The sequence below is a fragment of the Mesorhizobium sp. M0894 genome, assembly GCF_040319725.1.
Classification (GTDB): Bacteria; Pseudomonadota; Alphaproteobacteria; order Rhizobiales; family Rhizobiaceae; genus Mesorhizobium.
The window spans coordinates 278,329-295,204 of sequence record NZ_JAMYOG010000007.1 but is presented as its reverse complement, the minus strand read 5'-3'; the positions used below and the strand labels follow the sequence as shown (position 1 = coordinate 295,204).

Annotated in this window: 17 protein-coding genes; 7 read left to right on the top strand and 10 right to left on the bottom strand. The window is 62.4% G+C overall.

The window, feature by feature from the left end:
* Positions 1–57: 57 nt before the first annotated feature.
* Positions 58–1,623: a hypothetical protein gene (locus tag NKH91_RS16710; RefSeq protein ID WP_352484106.1), complete on the top strand. Its 1,566-nt coding sequence runs from the start codon at positions 58–60 to the stop codon at positions 1,621–1,623.
* Positions 1,624–1,746: 123 nt separating this feature from the next.
* Here the strand turns inward: NKH91_RS16710 and NKH91_RS16705 are convergent, their stop codons facing one another.
* From NKH91_RS16705 to NKH91_RS16685, 5 genes are read right to left on the bottom strand one after another with little or no spacing between them, the layout of a single operon-like run.
* Positions 1,747–2,928 (bottom strand): M20 aminoacylase family protein, encoded by a 1,182-nt coding sequence (locus tag NKH91_RS16705; RefSeq protein WP_352484107.1) that lies wholly within the window; start codon positions 2,926–2,928, stop codon positions 1,747–1,749.
* 42 nt (positions 2,929–2,970) lie between these two features.
* The gene (locus NKH91_RS16700; protein WP_352639049.1) at positions 2,971–3,744 is read right to left on the bottom strand and encodes an amino acid ABC transporter ATP-binding protein; all 774 of its coding nucleotides are present in this window, start codon (positions 3,742–3,744) and stop codon (positions 2,971–2,973) included.
* Positions 3,731–4,651, bottom strand: a complete 921-nt coding sequence (locus tag NKH91_RS16695) for an amino acid ABC transporter permease (RefSeq protein ID WP_352639048.1) — start codon at positions 4,649–4,651, stop codon at positions 3,731–3,733. Before NKH91_RS16695 ends, NKH91_RS16700 begins: the two co-directional genes overlap by 14 nt.
* Before the next feature lie 8 nt (positions 4,652–4,659).
* Positions 4,660–5,529 carry an ABC transporter substrate-binding protein gene (locus NKH91_RS16690; protein WP_352548726.1) on the bottom strand — a complete coding sequence of 290 codons (870 nt, stop codon included), beginning with the start codon at positions 5,527–5,529 and terminating at the stop codon, positions 4,660–4,662.
* Positions 5,530–5,562: 33 nt separating this feature from the next.
* Complete coding sequence (locus NKH91_RS16685) at positions 5,563–6,552, bottom strand: substrate-binding domain-containing protein (protein ID WP_352639047.1); 990 nt, start codon at positions 6,550–6,552, stop codon at positions 5,563–5,565.
* 108 nt (positions 6,553–6,660) lie between these two features.
* On the opposite strand from NKH91_RS16685, the gene NKH91_RS16680 reads away from it, so the two are divergent.
* Positions 6,661–7,998, top strand: coding sequence for an aminotransferase-like domain-containing protein (locus tag NKH91_RS16680; RefSeq protein ID WP_352639046.1), 1,338 nt, complete (start codon positions 6,661–6,663; stop codon positions 7,996–7,998).
* Between the two features lie 26 nt (positions 7,999–8,024).
* Here NKH91_RS16680 and NKH91_RS16675 read toward each other — a convergent pair whose 3' ends face one another.
* Positions 8,025–9,383 (bottom strand): trimethylamine monooxygenase, encoded by a 1,359-nt coding sequence (locus NKH91_RS16675; protein WP_352639044.1) that lies wholly within the window; start codon positions 9,381–9,383, stop codon positions 8,025–8,027.
* Positions 9,384–9,643: 260 nt separating this feature from the next.
* On the opposite strand from NKH91_RS16675, the gene NKH91_RS16670 reads away from it, so the two are divergent.
* Positions 9,644–10,360, top strand: a complete 717-nt coding sequence (locus tag NKH91_RS16670) for a helix-turn-helix domain-containing protein (protein WP_023716777.1) — start codon at positions 9,644–9,646, stop codon at positions 10,358–10,360.
* A 168-nt stretch (positions 10,361–10,528) separates the two neighbouring features.
* On the opposite strand, the gene NKH91_RS16665 is transcribed toward NKH91_RS16670, so the two are convergent.
* From NKH91_RS16665 to NKH91_RS16650, 4 genes are read right to left on the bottom strand one after another with little or no spacing between them, the layout of a single operon-like run.
* A complete protein-coding gene (locus NKH91_RS16665; protein WP_352484115.1) occupies positions 10,529–11,569 on the bottom strand; it encodes a heme-dependent oxidative N-demethylase family protein in 1,041 nt (346 codons plus the stop codon).
* 9 nt (positions 11,570–11,578) lie between these two features.
* Entirely contained in the window at positions 11,579–12,544 is a 966-nt protein-coding gene (locus tag NKH91_RS16660; RefSeq protein ID WP_352639039.1) for a PDR/VanB family oxidoreductase, read from the bottom strand.
* Entirely contained in the window at positions 12,541–13,137 is a 597-nt protein-coding gene (locus NKH91_RS16655; protein WP_352639037.1) for a dimethylamine monooxygenase subunit DmmA family protein, read from the bottom strand. Before NKH91_RS16655 ends, NKH91_RS16660 begins: the two co-directional genes overlap by 4 nt.
* A 14-nt stretch (positions 13,138–13,151) precedes the next feature.
* Positions 13,152–14,285 carry an aminomethyl transferase family protein gene (locus NKH91_RS16650; RefSeq protein ID WP_023716772.1) on the bottom strand — a complete coding sequence of 378 codons (1,134 nt, stop codon included), beginning with the start codon at positions 14,283–14,285 and terminating at the stop codon, positions 13,152–13,154.
* A 248-nt stretch (positions 14,286–14,533) separates the two neighbouring features.
* On the opposite strand from NKH91_RS16650, the gene NKH91_RS16645 reads away from it, so the two are divergent.
* From NKH91_RS16645 to NKH91_RS16630, 4 genes are read left to right on the top strand one after another with little or no spacing between them, the layout of a single operon-like run.
* On the top strand, positions 14,534–14,821 hold the full coding sequence (locus NKH91_RS16645; RefSeq protein WP_023716771.1) for a hypothetical protein: 288 nt from the start codon (positions 14,534–14,536) through the stop codon (positions 14,819–14,821).
* A gap of 12 nt (positions 14,822–14,833) precedes the next feature.
* The gene (locus NKH91_RS16640) at positions 14,834–15,211 is read left to right on the top strand and encodes a hypothetical protein (protein WP_352884672.1); all 378 of its coding nucleotides are present in this window, start codon (positions 14,834–14,836) and stop codon (positions 15,209–15,211) included.
* Positions 15,212–15,228: 17 nt separating this feature from the next.
* A complete protein-coding gene (locus tag NKH91_RS16635) occupies positions 15,229–15,390 on the top strand; it encodes a hypothetical protein (protein ID WP_352484119.1) in 162 nt (53 codons plus the stop codon).
* A 15-nt stretch (positions 15,391–15,405) separates the two neighbouring features.
* Complete coding sequence (locus NKH91_RS16630) at positions 15,406–16,806, top strand: APC family permease (protein ID WP_031193329.1); 1,401 nt, start codon at positions 15,406–15,408, stop codon at positions 16,804–16,806.
* The last annotated feature ends 70 nt before the right edge of the window (positions 16,807–16,876 follow it).

Genomic DNA, 16,876 nt, shown 5'->3' with positions numbered 1-16,876 from the left:
CTTGGCTCACATCGTACGGCAGTGATGGGACGGGTAGGCTCAACAGGAGAGCGGATAATGTCTAAACGCGTTCCCTTTACTACCGGTGATCTAGCAGATCATCAGTGGGGTATCGATGACGCCCTCACAGGCGATCCAAACACGAATATCTTGACCGGCGACGCCGGCGGCAGCCTGCTCGATTTCTCGAGAGGCGGCAACGATACCTTTACGGAAACCGCACCGTCGACCTACACCTTCTACGGTGACGCGGCTCGGAGCTTGTTCAATTTTGCTCGGGGCGGTGACGACACCTTCACCACGGGGCTTTCGTCCACCACGACGACTGCCTATGGTGACGCGGGCGACGATATGTCGGACCACAGCAAGGGCGGCAACGATACCTTCAACAGTGGATTGGCAAGGCAGGTAGTCGATACCTTCTATGGTGACGCCGGCGGCAACATGCTCGGCCATGCTCATGGGGGTGACGACACTTTCCTGACCCAAACCAAACAAGGAGCCGACCACACCTTCTACGGTGATGCAGGCGGCGAGATGTCCGATCGCAGCAAGGGCGGCAACGACACCTTCGAGGGCTCGAAAGAAGCCAATAACATTTTCTACGGTGACGCCGGCAGCAACATGTCCGGCAATGCGCGGGGCGGCGACGATAGCTTCACGGGCAAGAGCGATTCATTCAACACTTTCTACGGCGATGCCGGCGGCGACATGTCGGACGACAGTAGGGGTGGCAACGATACCTTTACGGGCCGCTCCTTTTCCACCAACACTTTCTTCGGCGACGCCGGCGGCAACATGTCTGGCCATGCTCTGGGCGGCGACGACTATTACACAGACACGTTTGGGGATCTCGGGAGCAAAACTCTCTATGGCGATGCGGGCGGCGATCTTTCCGGTTTTGCCACGGGCGGCAACGACACCTTCACGAGCGTGGGTGGGTCCCGGGTAACGTTCTACGGTGACGCGGGCGGCAGTATGTTCGACCATGCGCTTGGGGGCGATGACGTGGCCGTGCTGCAAGGCACCGCCCATAATGTGGGGTATGGCGACGCCGTGACGATGCTCGGCAACGCTGTGGGCGGCAATGACACCCTGACCGGCGGGGACAAGAGCGCCTTTCCTGACGTTCTAAACGAGTTGTCCGGCGACGCGCGCGCTATGTCCGGCTCCGCCCAGGGCGGCAATGACATTCTTACCGGGGGCCAGAACAGCGAAAGCGGCCAAGTTCGCAACTTCCTGTGCGGCGACGCTCTGCAAATGTCCGGTTCGGCTCAGGGCGGCAACGATGTCCTGTACGCAGGGAGCGCGGCACCTGGCTGCACGGTCATCAATGACATGTGGGGGGATGGACAACTGAGCGAGTTGGCTCAGGGCGGCGCAGACCAATTCATATTCAAGGACGATGGTTCAATGACGGTCGGAACCCAAAACACCATCTACGACTTCAGCCAGACCCAAGGCGACACTATCGTGTTTAGTGGCGTGGAGGGCGTGCAATCGTTCGATGATCTCACAATTGCGCAAAGTGGAACCGACACCATTATTACCGCGGGAGTCGATCAAGTTACTCTCGCAAACTTTGCGAGCCCGCTGACAACGAGTGACTTTTTGTTCGTCTGAAAGTGAAGCTCTTATCGCATTCGAAGAGGGGGAATGCGTGAGAATTCGTTGAGCATCGTCGCGCGGCCGGTCGCCCCAATTCTGGTCGACCGGCCGATCGGCGATCCCAGCCGCAAGTATGGATCAAGCGGCCAGGAATCTCTCGGTCAATCGAGCCCAGAGCGCTGCGCCGACGGTCAAATTGCCGTCGTTGAAATCATATTTCGAGCTGTGCAGGATGGCTGAATCCTCGCCGTTGCCGAGGCGGAGGAAGCAACCGGGTTTGTGCTCGAGGAAATAGGAAAAGTCTTCGCTGCCGGGGATCAACGGGCAGACGGCCACCTTGTCGTGACCAACGAGTTCGACAGCGACGTCTGTCGCAAAGGACGTCTCGCTCTCGGAATTGACCACCACCGGGTAGCCGCGCTCGTAGTCGATCTCGACGGTTGCGCCATGCGCCTGCGCCACAAGTGCTGCGATACTGCGAATACGCTGCTCGAGCCTATCGCGAATCTCGACCGAGAAGGAGCGGACGCTGAGCGTGATCTCGGCCTGTTCGGGGATGACGTTGGAGGCCGTGCCGCCGTGAATGGTGCCGACGGTGACGACAGCCGTCTCGATCGGGTTGACGTTGCGCGACACCACCGTCTGGAGGGTCATGATGATGTTGGCGGCAGCGACGATCGGGTCGACCGTCAGGTGCGGACGCGAGGCGTGGCCGCCACGCCCGGCGATCTTGATGGTGACGGTATCGCTCGCTGCCATCAGCGGCCCCGCGCGCATCAGGAAGGAACCCGCCGGCGCGCCCGGATGGTTGTGCAGCCCGAAAATCGCATCGCAGGGAAAGCGCTCGAACAGGCCGTCGGCGATCATCGCCTGCGCCCCGCTTCCTTTGCCGGCTTCCTCGGCCGGCTGGAAGATGAGGTTCACCGTGCCGTTGAAATGGCGCGTGCGCGCCAGGTATTCGGCCGCGCCGAGCAGCATCGTGGTGTGGCCGTCATGGCCGCAGGCGTGCATCTTGCCGCTGGCTTGGCTGGCATAAGGGAGATTGGTCGCTTCGGTGATCGGCAAGGCGTCCATGTCGGCGCGGATGGCAATGCTGCGGCCGCTGCCTTGGCGCAAGCGGCCGACGACCCCGAGCCCGCCGACATTGCGTGTCACCTCATAGCCCCAGCTTTCGAGCCGTTCGGCAACGTATGCAGCCGTTTCGTGCTCCTGGAAGGAAAGCTCGGGATGCGCGTGCAGGTGCTGGCGAGCCGCAGCAAGCTCGGCGGCCTTGTCGGCGAAGTCGGAAACATCGGCGAACTGGTTGGAGGTCTTTGGCATGAGGGGTCCTTTGCCGAGCACGTAATGGCGCCGGCTTTTCTGTTAGATGAAACGGCTTAAAAAGGCCCGCGTGCGCGGGTGCCTGGGTTTGGCGAGAACCTCGTCCGGAGGCCCGGCCTCGATCACATTGCCGTCGTCCATGAACACCACCCGATCCGCCGCTTCGCGGGCGAAGCCGATCTCATGCGTGACCACGATCATGGTCAAGCCCTGCCTGGCAAGATCGCGCATGGTGGCGAGCACCTCGCCGACCAACTCCGGATCGAGCGCCGACGTCGGCTCGTCGAAGAGCATCAATTTCGGGCGGATGGCGAGCGCACGGGCGATGGCGACGCGCTGCTGCTGGCCGCCTGAAAGCTGGCGCGGATAGGCGTCGATCTTGTCGGCGAGACCGACACGGGTCAGCAGTTCGCGGGCGTAGTCGATCGCTTCCTTGCGGTTCTCCCGGTGAACGCCGACCGGAGCCTCGATGACATTCTGCAGGGTCGTCATGTGCGGATAGAGATTGAACTGCTGGAACACCATGCCGATCTTGCGCCGCTGCGCGGCGATCGCCCGATCGGAGAGCTTGTCGAGGCGGCCGTTGTGCAGTCGGTAGCCGATCTGCTCGCCGTCCACCTCGATCGCCCCTTGGTCGATCGCCTCGAGATGATTGATGCATCGCAGGAAGGTCGACTTTCCGGAGCCGGACGGTCCGAGAACGACCACCACCTCGCCAGGCGCGACGTCCAGGTCGATGCCCTTCAGCACCTCGAGCGGGCCGAAGGCCTTGTGAACGTTGCGCGCCCGGACCAAGGGCGTGTCATGCGCGCTCATTGGCGGCCTCCAGGGTGGCGGTCGCCGTCTTCTCGCGGGCGCCGCGGTCGCCGCGGCTGTAATGGCGTTCGATCGCGCCCTGCGCGACATTGAGAACCGAGGTGATCAGCAGGTACCAGAGCACCGCAACCATCAGCAGCGGAATGATTTCGAAGGTGCGGTTGTAGATCGACTGCACGGAGTACAGCAGGTCGGCCATGGCGATGACGCTGACCAGCGACGTCGCCTTGATCATGCTGATCAGCTGATTGCCGGTCGGCGGCACGATCGAGCGCATCGCCTGCGGGATGATGATGCGCCGCAGGGCCCGCGCGCGGGTCATGCCGAAGGCTTCAGCCGTTTCGGCCTGCCCCTTGTCCACCGACAGCAGCCCACCACGAATGATCTCTGCCATATAGGCGGCCTCATTCAGCGCCAGACCGAGGATAGCGGCCGTCAAAGGCGTGATCAGGTCGTTGGTGTTCCAGCTCGCAAAACCGATGGAAATGCGCGGAAACAGCGTCGAAAGATTGTACCACAGGATGAGCTGCACCAGCAGCGGCGTTCCCCGGAAGAACCAGATGAACAGTCCGGATAGAAAAGATGCCAGCCTGTCTTTCGACATGCGCGCGATGGCGAGCAGCAGGCCGAGCACGATACCCAGGATCATCGCCACGACCGTCAGGCCGAGCGTTACGGAAAGCCCCTGCATGACCGTCGGATCGAAGAAATACTGGGCGACGACTGGCCAACCGAAATTCGGGTTGACCGCGACGATATAGGCGAAGCCGGCCGCCACGGCGACGGTGAACGCCCAGAGCACCAGCCGGACAAGCGGAAACGGCCGGTGGGCTCGCTTGACATCGCGCAGAGCGTCGTCGGGACGTCGCGGCACCTCGGACGCGTAGGCAGCGGTCGCGTCGGTCATGGCAGCCTCTACTGTCCCTGGTTGATGCCGGGCGCGTCGATCATGTTCTTCTCGAGACCCCACTTCTTCATCACCGCGGCGTAGGTGCCGTTCTTCATCAGGATCTTGAACGCGTCGAGTAGTACACCGCCCAGCGGCGAGCCCTTCTTGACGACGGCGCCTTGATAGATGTCCTTGAAGCCATTGGCCTGGCCGACACCTGAAAGTTCCAGTTGGCCCTTCGCCTGCTCGACGAAATAGGTCAGTGGCGCCTGCGAGGAGAAGAATGCGTCGGAGCGCTTCGACCGGACGGCCAGTATCGAGCTCGGCTGGTCGGTGAAGGATTGCACCTCGACGGCCGGCTTGCCGCCCTCGGTGCATTTCTGCGCCTGCTGCTTGATGACCTTTTCGGCTGAGCCACCCGACATCACGGCGATGCGCTTGCCGCACGCCGTGTCGAGCGAGGTGATGCCTTGCGGATTGCCCTTCTCGACGGCGAAGACGACGTATTCGCGCACCCAATCGATGAAGTCGTTGGATTTCTGGCGGTCGGGATAGTCGCCGACAGGTCCCATCGCGAACTGATAACGGCCGGCATTGATGCCGCTCAGCAAGGCCGGCAAGCCGGCGACCGAGGCGTGATCGACTTCGACACCGAGCAGTTGGCCGATGGCGTCGGAAATGTCCCTGGTTGCCCCGGTCAGTTCGGTGCCGGTGACGATCTCATAGGGCGGGAACGAGCCGTTGTTGACGGCCGTGATCTTTCCCGCCGTGCGGATCTCTTCCGGCAGCCGGGCCCGCAAATCTTCGTTCACCGATTGCTTCTGGATATCCTGGGCGAAGCTGGCCTGCGCCAGAATGGTGACGAGCGAGGCGAATATGAAGCTGATTGTCCTCATGGCATTCTCCTTCGTGTTCTTCGTTGCGCGTTGTCAGGCTGCGGTGGCCCGCGACCTGGCGTCGAAAGGAAACAAGGCTTCGGCGGAAATCGGTTCCGTCAGAATGCCCTGGGCATGTAGCTCGGTAACGAAATCCTCGATCATGCGCCGGTTGGCGGGCAGGCCGCTGGCGTTCCAGGAGGCAGGCAGGTCGCGCCCCGCATGAAGCAGCTCCTCGAGGATCCAGGGCGAGGTATCGGCATATTTTCGGCGCTTGCCCGTCCAGACGCGCTGGCTTTCGTCGATCAGCCTGGCGAGTTCCTGCGGCAGCCAGGGGTGCTCCCTGGCCAGGACGGCCTTGACGGCGACCAGATGCATGCCCGGGACATAACCGACGTCGGCGAAATAGGCGCGTTCGGCCGCGCGAAAATCGCGCAGCACTTGCCGGAAGCCGGAAGCCGGGCCGAAAAAGCCGTCCGGCATGAAGGGTGTGAAAACGGCGTCGAGCTCGCCTTGCGCCAGCAGCTCCATCATCGGGCGCTCGCCTGGCGCTGCTTCGATGCGACCCGGCCTGCCGAATCCGTCGAGGCGGTCGGCGACCGGGTGCTCGGATGTCAGCCTGCCGGCAAACCAGTAGGCGTCCTCGACACCGACGCCTTCGCGGCGAAGTGCTGCCCGCGTCCACGTATTGCCGGAATCGCGCCAGCCGGTCACGCCGATGCGTTTGCCGGCAAGGTCGGAGAGCCGTTCCAGCGGACTGTCCTCGACCGTGATGATGCAGCGGTGGCGGAAGCCGCGCATGATGAAGCACGGTATTCCAACCACCGTATCGACGCCCGACGCCATGGCCGACACATAACGGCTGAATGAGACCTCCGCCGCATCGTAGTTCGGATCGGTGCCGAGATCCGGGATCAGCGTGGCGACACGGTCGACCTTCACCGACAGGCGGCTCGAAGTGACGTCACCCAGGACCAAGGGAGTGAGGTAGTCCCAATCGCGGGTGGCTATGGCGATGGAGACGGGCGTGGTGGAGGCGGGCATCGGCATGAACTTCAAAGCTATATTTGACCGGCGATTGGTAAATGTTTATTTTTGGCCGATCAAATGTTATTATGTTACTGAACATTAACACTGGCAGTCGTTGATTCTATGGATTTCGATGCAGGATGGTTCGCTGAACGCCTCGGCGACCGCACGATGCGCGGCATCGCGCGCGAGACCAGTGCGCTGATCAGAAGCGGCGCGCTGCCTGTCGGCGCAAAGCTTCCGCCGGTGCGCGATCTTGCCTATGTGCTCGGCGTCAGCCCGGCGACGGTCTCGCAGGCGTGGAGCGAACTGCGGCGCTACAAGATCATCGGCGGCCGCGGACGCAACGGCACCTGGATCATGGGCAACCGCTTTGCCGCCCGGCCCGAGCGCCACATGAGCGGCGGCAATTACGGTGCGGACATTCTGAACCTGGCGATCGCGGAGCCCGATGTGAAGCTCTTGCCGCCGCTCGACATCGCGCTGGCGCATGGCGCGCGCGCCGAAAAGCTCAACAGCTACGACCGGGTACGCATCCTGCCCGAGCTGGAGGCCGCGGTGCGCCCGTCATGGCCGTACGATCCCGGCGCGTTCCTGGCCACCAATGGCGGTTACAACGCCATCTACACCTTGCTGCATGCGCTGGTCCCGACGGGGGCGCCGGTGGCCATCGAGAATCCGACGGCGCTTCGCCTGCTCGACATCCTCGAAGATCTCGACGTGCCGATCATCCCGGTGGACTGCGACAGTGACGGCCCCTTGCCCGACGCGCTCGCCAACGCTCTGCGGCAGCGGCCGGTCGCGTTCCTGTTCCAGCCGCGCGTCCATTCGGTGACCGGCGCCTGCATGTCGTCGGCGCGGCTGGAAGTCATCGGCGACCTGCTCGCCGGCACCGACGTGCTGATTGTCGAAGATGACGGCGTTGGCGATATTGCCGATGCGCCCCGCATTTCGCTTGGCCGGCGTTTTCCCGATCGCGTCGTCCACATCCTATCCTATTCCAAGACCCATGGCCCGGACCTGCGGCTCGCCGTGCTGTCCGGATCGGCGACGATCGTCGAACAGATCCAGTCCTATCGCAGCTTCAGCTCGGGATGGACCAGCCGTATCCTGCAGGCGGCCACCGCCTGGCTGCTGCAAGACCCGGCCACGGCTGTCTTGGTCGAGCAGGCGAAGGAGGTGTATCGCCGCCGCCGCGAACGGCTCGCCGGCGAACTGGCGAAACGCGATGTCGCGATCGACGCCGGATATGGTCTCAGCGTCCTCATTCCGGTTGCTTCGGAACCTTTTGCGATGGTCACGCTGGCCGCGCACGGCATCGCGGTCCATGCCGGCGCGAAGTTTTCGACCGGAAAAACGAACGCCGTCCGCGTCGCGACCAGCATCCTGGACGAGGAGCACCTCGAACACGTCGCAAATTCCCTGGCGCTGGCAGCCGACCCGGCGCGGGACGTTGTGTGAGGCAAGGCAATCGTCGTTCGGACTCCCTACTCCGCCGCCACGCCCTTCACTTCGAGATAGCTCTCCATCGAATCGTCCATCGCCTGCAGCCAGGGCGTATGGTGCAGCGGCGCCATCGTGCCGGTCATCAGCGAGCGATAGGAATGGTCGCGGAAGCCCATGATGTCTTCCGCCTTGTGGTGCTCCCACTCCATGAAGGTCTGATTGACAGCCTCGACATCGAAGCCGGGATAGTCGGTCTGCTCCATCAACTCCCTGGTGTAGTCGCCCTGGAACCAGATCATCTGCTCGGCGTCTTCCAGCGTTTCCTCGCGTGCCCGCCACTTTTTGCCGTGCTCGGCCATCGCATCGGCCGAGGGCAGTTTGATGCGGCCCATGATGACGTCGCGGGCGAACCAGGCCTGCGCGTCGAACATGTTGAAGGTGTAGAACTGGTCCTGCATGCCGATATAGGACAGCTTCGGGTTTTTCTCCCAGACGACGCCCTCGTAGAGCCCGTCCGGCCACATGCGGTTGGCGGTCTTCAGCTTCAGATCTTCGGTCAGGAACGGGAAGGAGTGGAGATAGCCGGTGCACAGGATGATGGCGTCAACGTCTTTGGTGCTGCCGTCCTTGAAATGCGCGGTCTTGCCGACGACCTTCTGCAGCAGCGGCACTTCCTTCCAGTTCTCCGGCCATCTGAAGCCCATCGGCTTCGAGCGGTAGCTGGAGGTGATCGATCTGGCGCCGTATTTGTAGCATTGCGAGCCGATGTCCTCGGCCGAATAGGAGCGGCCGATGATCAAAATGTCCTTGCCCTTGAATTCCATCGCGTCGCGGAAGTCATGGCTGTGCAGGATACGGCCGTTGAAGGTCGAAAAGCCCTCGAAATAAGGAACGTTGGGCACGGAGAAATGCCCCGAAGCGACGACGACATTGTCGAACTCTTCCGAGTAGGTGACGTCGTTGGTGCGGTCATGCGCGGTGACGGTGAACTTCTTCGTCGCATCGGAAAAGGTGACCATGCGCACCGGGCTGTTGAAGCGCACCCATTGGCGCACGCCGGATTTTTCGACACGGCCCTTGATGTAGTCCCACAGCACGGCGCGAGGCGGATAGGAGCCGATCGGCCGGCCGAAATGCTCCTCGAACGTATAGTCGGCGAATTCGAGGCATTCCTTCGGGCCGTTCGACCAGAGATAGCGGTACATCGAGCCGTGCACCGGGTCGCCGTGCTCGTCGAGGCCGGTGCGCCAGGTGTAGTTCCACAGGCCGCCCCAGTCGGACTGCTTTTCGAAGCAGACGATCTCGGGAATGTCGGCGCCGTCGTCGGCGGCCGACTTGAAGGCCCTGAGCTGGGCCATGCCGGACGGCCCGGCTCCGATGACGGCAACACGATCTTTCATTTCGGGCCTCCCGATCTCATTTCTCTAACGAAACAAATTTCACTGACAGGACAGTAATTACCCCTTCGATGCTGTCAACAGGCCTTGTCGCGAAACCCTCGTTTCACCACGCTGGATTTCCAAGCGACGCGGTAGCTCGCGCGAAATCCGGACATTGCGCAATTCGACACGGGTGGCTTGCCGTAAGAGTTGCGCTTCTGTATCGGCACCGAATATGTTCACCGTGAGTGAAATGAATCGGCAAGGTCCGGGGTGGCGAAATGGCGAAAAAAGCGACCAGTCTAAAGCCTGCGGCAGCCGCCGCGGGCAAAGCCAAGCCGTCGGTTGCTGTAATCGATCCGCGCAAGATGCGCGCGCCGCTCACCCAGAACCCGCACGCCATTCGCGACACTCGCGAAAAAGTGCTGGAGGTCGCGATCGGCCGCGAGGTGCGGGCATTCCGCAAGAAGCTCGGCATCACCGTCGCCGATCTGGCGGCCGCCACCGACATTTCGCTTGGCATGCTGTCGAAGATCGAGAACGGCATCACCTCGCCGTCGCTGACCACGTTGCAGGCGCTGTCGCGGGCACTCGGCGTTCCCGTCACCGCATTCTTCCGCCGCTTCGAGGAAGAGCGCAGCGCCGTCTTTGTCAAGGCCGGGGAAGGCCTTGACGTCGAGCGCCGCGGCACGCGCGCCGGCCACCAGTACAATCTGCTCGGCCATATCGGCTCCAACACCAGCGGCGTCGTCGTCGAACCCTATCTGATCACGCTGACCGAGGATTCCGACGTGTTTCCGACCTTCCAGCACGAAGGCATGGAATTCCTCTACATGCTGGAAGGCGAAGTGGTTTACCGGCACGGCAGCAATCTCTACCCGATGAAGCCCGGCGACAGCCTGTTCTTCGACGCCGACGCACCGCACGGACCGGAAGTGCTGACCGTTCTGCCGATGCGCTATTTGTCGATCATTTGCTACCCGCAGAGCGCGGGGTGAGCGGGAGGCAAGCGCCCCCTCACCCGGATTGCCAACCGAATTGTGAAGGACAAATTCGGGGCAATCCGACCTCTCCCCGAGGGGAGAGGAGATTGGCAGCGCCGGCGCTAGCCTCTTCTCCCCAGCGGGGAGAAGGTGGCCGCGAAGCGGCCGGATGAGGGGACTTGCTTAATCCGGCCCAAACCCCGGCGACGTCGCACTGCCGTCATCCAACTTCGACAGCCATTCGACCAGCGTCGCGCGGTAGCGCGTCAGGCCCTTGTAGTTGGCGAGCTCGTCGGGCAGGTCGCGGATGACGCGGTGCAGGCGCCTTGCCCATTTCGGCTGCGTCACCAGCTCGTCCATCTTGATCAGATAGCAGCGGATCGGGAAGACGATCGCGTTCGAGCGCGGCAGCCGCCAGAAGCTCTGCAGCTCGACGCGCAGATGGACCTTGTCGCCGACATTTTCCGGCGTCACCGTGGCGCGGTCCGGGCCCCATTTGTGGTAGTTTTCCGGGCTGGTGTCGAGGCGCGGATTGATGGTCATCGTCCAGTTCAGCCGGCGTGCCGGCTTGCCCTGCTGGATGTTGGTGAGGAACTTCAGCGCCCGGACGAAGATGCCCTTCTCATGCGCCAGCGGCACCGGCGCGTGCCATTCGAAGAAGTTCATGCCGATGTCGAAATCGAGCGACCAGTCGGCCTGGGTGGTGACCATGCCGGCATCCATCCACAGATTGCCGTCGCGCTGGTCGAGGATGCAGAAATCGCCCTGGCTCTGACGCGTGATGTACTCCATTGGCCCATAGGGCAGCGTCGAGACGTCGCCGAAGGTGAAGCTGTCGTCGATGCCGAGCGGGCGGTTGATCCAGCGCCAGCGGTCGCCGTCGCGCGTCAGCGTGAAATGCTCGGGATAGCCGGAAGCCTGCTGCTCCATCAGCAGTTCGAGCAGGTCCCAGCCGGCCAGCGTCATGTGCGGCAGCGACTGGCAGCGCAGCGGGTCTTCGGCGAGCACCAAAGCACGGTCCTGCATTTCGGCGACATAGTGCTCGTCGACGTCGATCAAATTCTCCAGCACGCTGCCCTTCGGCCCGACGACATGCGGCTCGATATTGACCGCATACATGTAGCTGTCTTCATGGAACGGGAATGGAAACCGCCTGATGTGCTCCGGGCTGTTCCGGAAGGTGAAGTCGTCGCGAAAGGTTTCCTTGCGAAAGGTAATGCCCAAGCTCGCCTCCTATCTTTCCAGCACCAGCGACCTGCCCTCGAAGCGCGACACGCAGGGCATGATCTTGCAGCCCGAACGGTGGTCTTCCTCGCTCAGCCAGTGGTCGTTGTGGATGAATTTGCCGTCATGCGAGATGACGTTGGTCTCGCACTGGCCGCAGACGCCGCCGCGGCAGAGATAGGGCGGATCGACGCCGGCCGCCTCGATCGCCTCGAGCAGGCTCTGCTGCTCGTCGACGCGGATCGTCTTGCCGCTGACCGCCAGCGTCACGTCGAAGGGCGCACCCGGCTGCGGTGCCGCGAAATGCTCGAAATGCACGGTCTGGGGAGGCCAGCCTAGAGCGGCGGCGCGGTCACGCACCCAGCCGATCATGCCGGACGGGCCACAGACATAGAGATGGGTGCCGAGCGGCTGCGACGACAGCAGCCGGTCGAGCTCGATGCGCTCGTCGCGATCGTCGTGATAGAGCCTGATCCGGCGCTCGTAGCGCTCTCTCAGCAGATCGGCATAGGTGCCGAGCGAAGCGGTGCGGCAGGTGTAGTGCAACTCGAAATTGCCGCCCTCCGCCGCCAGCTGCGCGGTCTGCGCCATGAACGGGGTGATGCCGATGCCACCGGCCAGCATCAGATGCTTCCTGGCGCGCAGATCGAGCGAGAACAGGTTGACGGGGTAGCTGACCACCATCTCCGTGCCCGGCCTGACCTGCCGGTGCATGAACAGCGAGCCGCCGCGGCCGGCCTCGTCGCGGCGCACCGAGATGGTGTATTCGCGGGTGTCGAGCGGCGAGCCCATCAACGAATAGGGATTGAGCCTGGTGCGCTCGCCATCGCGCATCTCGACGACGACATGGGCGCCGCCGGAAAAGGTCGGCAAGAGCTGGCCGTCGCGCCTGCGGAAATGAAAGCGCGTGACCAGCTCGTTGACCGGGACGACATCGCTGACGACGACGTCGAGCTTGGTGGTGCCGGTGCTCATCGAAAGACCTCCTCGATCGGAGGAATTTCGCTGCGGTCCTCGGCGTTGATGCAGACGCCCTGGAAGGCGGCGAGGCGTCGCGAATAGTGGTCGCGCACCAGAAGTAAGAGGCCGCAATGCGAACAGGTCGCCGGCTGCGTCGTCACGTTCTCGGTGATGCCCTTGCAATGGACGCACTGCATGCGGCGCGCCAGCGAGCCGCGATGCTCGGTCTGGATCGAGATGTGGTCGATGCCGGCTTCGAGCGCCGCCTGCATGGCCTGCCCGATCAGCCCTTCGGTGCCGGCAAGATAGAGCCTGAGTCCCATATGCGCATTGGCCAGCGTCTGCTTCAGCCGCGGCAGGGCACTGGGGAAGGAGTGGCCGAGGTAGAACTGCGCCGGCTTCAGCGCTTCGAGCATATCGCCATACTTGCCGTCGGGGCCGGGAATGAAGATGATGTGGGCGCCGCCGAAGAAATCCGCCGGTGCCTTGGCGGCCAGATCGGCAATCGCCAGCGCTCCCTCTGCATCCGCTATGAAAAGATGATGCTTGCCGGGCTGCGGAGACAGGGTCCCATAGACCGGCCGGCTGATGATGCTTTTCGCTGCCATACCCGCAGTATGCCTCAGCCTTTCGCCGTGCGCTTGGTCTTCTTCGGATCGTCGAACGGAAGCGGCTCGGCGGTTGCGCTGATGGCGCCGCTCTTGTTGCGGATCTCGAGCCTGGTGCCTTGTACCGCGCAGTCGACGTCGAGCCGGGCGATGCCCATCGATTTTTTGACCAGCGGCGAATACATTGCGCAGGTCACCACGCCGACTTTTTTGCCGTCGCGATAGACTGGCGCGCCCTCGTCGGCCGGCTCCTTGCCTTCGAGCAGCACGCCGAAGATCTTGAAGCGCTCCTTGCCCTTGAGGCGATAATGCTCCTCGGCGCCGCGAAAGCCTGTCTTGCCGGGGCTGACGGTGAAATCGAGGCCGAGCTCCCACAGCGTGTCGCCGGGGCCTTCGTTCTCGAACGGGTATTTCTGCGAATTGTCGTAGGGGTAAAACAGCAGGTAGCTCTCGACGCGCAGCATGTCGAGCGTGGTGAAGCGGCACGGGATGATGCCGGCGCTCTTGCCCTCGTCGAGGATCCTGTCCCAGATCGTGCCGGCGTCCTGGCCACGGCAGAAGATCTCGTAGCCGCGCTCGCCGGTGTAGCCAGTGCGCGAGATCATCACCGGCAAGCCGAACAGCTGCGTCTGCATGTGATGGAAATAGTTGAGGTCGCGAATGCCCGGCACATGCTTTGCCAGATAGTCGACGGCGGTCGGGCCTTGCAGCGAAAGGTCGTGCAGATTGTCATCGAAGCGCAGCGACACGTCACGACCGACGGAAGCGCGCTGCAGCTCTTCATGGCCGGTGCCCGAGCCATGCACCACCATCCAGGAATTCGGGCCGGTGCGGTAGAGGATGCAGTCGTCGGTGAACTTGCCGGCCTCGTTCAGCATGCAGGCATAGGCCGACTTGCCGGGATAGATCTTTTCGACGTCGCGCGTCGTCGCCAGGTCGATCAGGTGCGAGGCGTGCGGCCCGGTGATGTGGACCTTCTTCAAGCCGGACACGTCCATCAGGCCGGCCTTGGTGCGGATGGCGATATACTCTTCGTCGGCGTCCTTGTCGTAGGTCCACGCGGTGCCCATGCCGCTCCAGTCTTCGAGCTTCGAGCCGAGCGCGCGATGGCGGTCCGCAAGGGCCGAAAATCTCCAGGATGCCGTCATCCGCTGGTCCTCCGTTCGAAAAAACTTCTTGCTTTCCCCTGCTCCCTGGCGGGAGCGTTGCCCGAATATTGATCGCAAACGCCGAGAGCCTGCAATACCCGCAAGCAAATAATTTCATTGTCAGGCAAAATCCGGCTGGTCAAACAAACAGTTAACGTTGCGTAAAATCGTCTTGACAATTGCGGAGTTCGGCTTGAAGTTATGAAAAAAATTTCACTCTCTTGAAAGAGAGCGATGGAGGGGAACCGATGTCCGACATGCAGCAGCGCATTGAAGCCCTGTACCGTTCCGACCTTCGTGGATCGGTGCTCCTGATCGTCTGTCTGTGGGCGACGATCCTCTTCGTCCTCTTCATGACATGGCCGTACATCCCCGACGCAGGCATCAAGCTAGTCGTCGCGGTCGCTGCCGCCGCGGTGCTGATCTTCAACACGGCCGCCATCCTGGCGATGGTCAACCACTACAAGGAAGACAAGGACTTCATCTACGGCCTCGACATCAAGAATGCCGACGCTTACCGCAACCGCAAGTCCTGAGGGGGGAGACGCATGGCCCGCTACACACCGCCCGAACAGAGCAAGGCCGGACAGGCTTTCGATATCGCCGTCGTCGTGGTCGCGATTTTCGTCGCGCTGTGGCTGCCGCTGAAACTGGGGCTGGCAGGGGCGGCAAAATCCATCGACGCGCTCGACGCCAAGACGTGGGAAGCGCTCGGCCAGAACCCGACCATGGCCTCGATCTGGGAAAAGCTCGGCTACACGCCGGAAACCGCGCACGACATCATCCAGAACCGGTTCCACTACATCATCGACTGGCCGACGCTGATCATCATGGCCGCGGTGCTGATCGGCTATTTCATCTTTCTGTTCCGCGCATCGGACCGCGAATACCGCGACGTCATCAACGAAAAATTCGACGACAAATAAACCGGGGAAGAATCGTCATGTGGGTGGCACTCTCTTACGCATGCTGGGGCATCTCGATCGTGCTCGCGCTGTGGATGCTCTACGACTGGTTCAAGATCGACACGACCTATTCCGAAGATGTGCTGACCTCGTCCAGGGAAGGCGAACTTGAAGCTGTGTCCGAAAAACACCGGATCTGAGTAGGGGATTGAACGATGACGGTCACGCTTGAACCGGCAGTGCAAGTGCAAGGCGACAGGGTTTCGCTGCTCAGGGTGCTCGGCCCCGCCCATGTCTGGGCACTCGGCGTCGGCATTGTTCTGGTCGGAGAATTCACCGGCTGGAATTTCGCGGCGGACAAGGGCGGCGCGCTGGCGGCGCTGATCGTCTGCTGGATCGTCGGCCTGCTCTACACCTCGGTCGCCATGATCGATTCCGAAGTCACCTCAACGGTTGCCGCCGCCGGCGGCCAATATGCGCAGGCAAAGCACATTGTCGGGCCGCTGATGGCCTTCAACGTCGCGCTGTTCCTGGTCTTTGCCTACACCATGCTCGAAGTGTCGGACGCTATCCTGCTCGGCGACACGATCGTCGCCAAGGCCGGCGTCGAAGGCCTCAACCACAATTCCTTCATCGCCGCGACCATCGTCGTGCTGGCATGGCTGAACTATCGCGGCGTGCTGATGACGCTCAACGTAAACTTCGTCATCACCGCCATCGCCTATGTCTCGATCGTCATCCTGTTCTTCTCGGTCAGCCCGTGGACGCAAGGCGCCGTGCTCAAGCTGAACGAGCTGGTCACCCCCGGCAACGCCCTGCCCTATGGCTGGATCGGCGTCATCGCCGCCTTCCAGTTCGGCATCTGGTACTATCTCGGCATCGAGGGCACCACGCAGGCGGCCGAGGAAGTTCGCTCGCCGGCGCGCTCGCTGCCTTACGGCACGATGGCCGGCATGATTACGCTTTTGATCGCCGCCGCCATGACCTGGTATGTCTGCGCCTCGCTGATGCCCTGGGAATATCTCGGCATCACCTATTATCCGCTCTGGGACGCGGGCAAGCTGACCGGCAGCCCGCTGCTGGAGAACCTGTTGTTCATCGCGACGCTGCTTGCTGCACTTGCTTCGGCCAATGGCTGCATCAACGACGCCGCGCGCGCCTGGTTCTCGCTCGGCCGCGACCGCTATCTGCCGACCTGGTTCTCGGCGGTGCATCCGAAATACCGCACGCCCTATCGCTCGATCCTGTTCCTGCTGCCGATCGCGCTCGCCTTTGCCTTCATCGCCGACCTCAACCAGGCGATCACCTTCTCCATCCTGTCGGGCGTGCTGCAATACACTTTCATGAGCATCAACATCATCATGTTCAGGAAGAAGTGGCCGCTCGGCTCGATCCGCCGCGGCTACACCCATCCCTTCCATCCGCTGCCGGCGATCGTGCTGTTCTGCCTTTGCGTGGTCACCTTCTTTGCGATCTTCCTCGGCTTCGGCTCGCAGCTGATCGCCATGGTCGCCTTCTACTTCCTGATCTCGCTGTGGTTCCATTTCTACCGCTACAGATTCGTGCGCCGCGGTGCCCAGTTCACCATGCCGTGGCCGAAACCGCAGGGGTACTGACAGGAGTAGGCTCATCCCAGAACGCAGGGCAATCGCACATGGGCAAGCGCCCCCTCACCCGGACTGCCAA

What these genes read in the sequence shown, in the direction of transcription:
- NKH91_RS16710 (WP_352484106.1), top strand. Translation starts at nt 58, where the DNA reads ATGTCTAAACGCGTTCCCTTTACTACCGGTGATCTAGCAGATCATCAG.
- NKH91_RS16705 (WP_352484107.1), bottom strand. Translation starts at nt 2,928, where the DNA reads ATGCCAAAGACCTCCAACCAGTTCGCCGATGTTTCCGACTTCGCCGAC.
- NKH91_RS16700 (WP_352639049.1), bottom strand. Translation starts at nt 3,744, where the DNA reads ATGAGCGCGCATGACACGCCCTTGGTCCGGGCGCGCAACGTTCACAAG.
- NKH91_RS16695 (WP_352639048.1), bottom strand. Translation starts at nt 4,651, where the DNA reads ATGACCGACGCGACCGCTGCCTACGCGTCCGAGGTGCCGCGACGTCCC.
- NKH91_RS16690 (WP_352548726.1), bottom strand. Translation starts at nt 5,529, where the DNA reads ATGAGGACAATCAGCTTCATATTCGCCTCGCTCGTCACCATTCTGGCG.
- NKH91_RS16685 (WP_352639047.1), bottom strand. Translation starts at nt 6,552, where the DNA reads ATGCCCGCCTCCACCACGCCCGTCTCCATCGCCATAGCCACCCGCGAT.
- NKH91_RS16680 (WP_352639046.1), top strand. Translation starts at nt 6,661, where the DNA reads ATGGATTTCGATGCAGGATGGTTCGCTGAACGCCTCGGCGACCGCACG.
- NKH91_RS16675 (WP_352639044.1), bottom strand. Translation starts at nt 9,383, where the DNA reads ATGAAAGATCGTGTTGCCGTCATCGGAGCCGGGCCGTCCGGCATGGCC.
- NKH91_RS16670 (WP_023716777.1), top strand. Translation starts at nt 9,644, where the DNA reads ATGGCGAAAAAAGCGACCAGTCTAAAGCCTGCGGCAGCCGCCGCGGGC.
- NKH91_RS16660 (WP_352639039.1), bottom strand. Translation starts at nt 12,544, where the DNA reads ATGAGCACCGGCACCACCAAGCTCGACGTCGTCGTCAGCGATGTCGTC.
- NKH91_RS16655 (WP_352639037.1), bottom strand. Translation starts at nt 13,137, where the DNA reads ATGGCAGCGAAAAGCATCATCAGCCGGCCGGTCTATGGGACCCTGTCT.
- NKH91_RS16650 (WP_023716772.1), bottom strand. Translation starts at nt 14,285, where the DNA reads ATGACGGCATCCTGGAGATTTTCGGCCCTTGCGGACCGCCATCGCGCG.
- NKH91_RS16645 (WP_023716771.1), top strand. Translation starts at nt 14,534, where the DNA reads ATGTCCGACATGCAGCAGCGCATTGAAGCCCTGTACCGTTCCGACCTT.
- NKH91_RS16640 (WP_352884672.1), top strand. Translation starts at nt 14,834, where the DNA reads ATGGCCCGCTACACACCGCCCGAACAGAGCAAGGCCGGACAGGCTTTC.
- NKH91_RS16635 (WP_352484119.1), top strand. Translation starts at nt 15,229, where the DNA reads ATGTGGGTGGCACTCTCTTACGCATGCTGGGGCATCTCGATCGTGCTC.
- NKH91_RS16630 (WP_031193329.1), top strand. Translation starts at nt 15,406, where the DNA reads ATGACGGTCACGCTTGAACCGGCAGTGCAAGTGCAAGGCGACAGGGTT.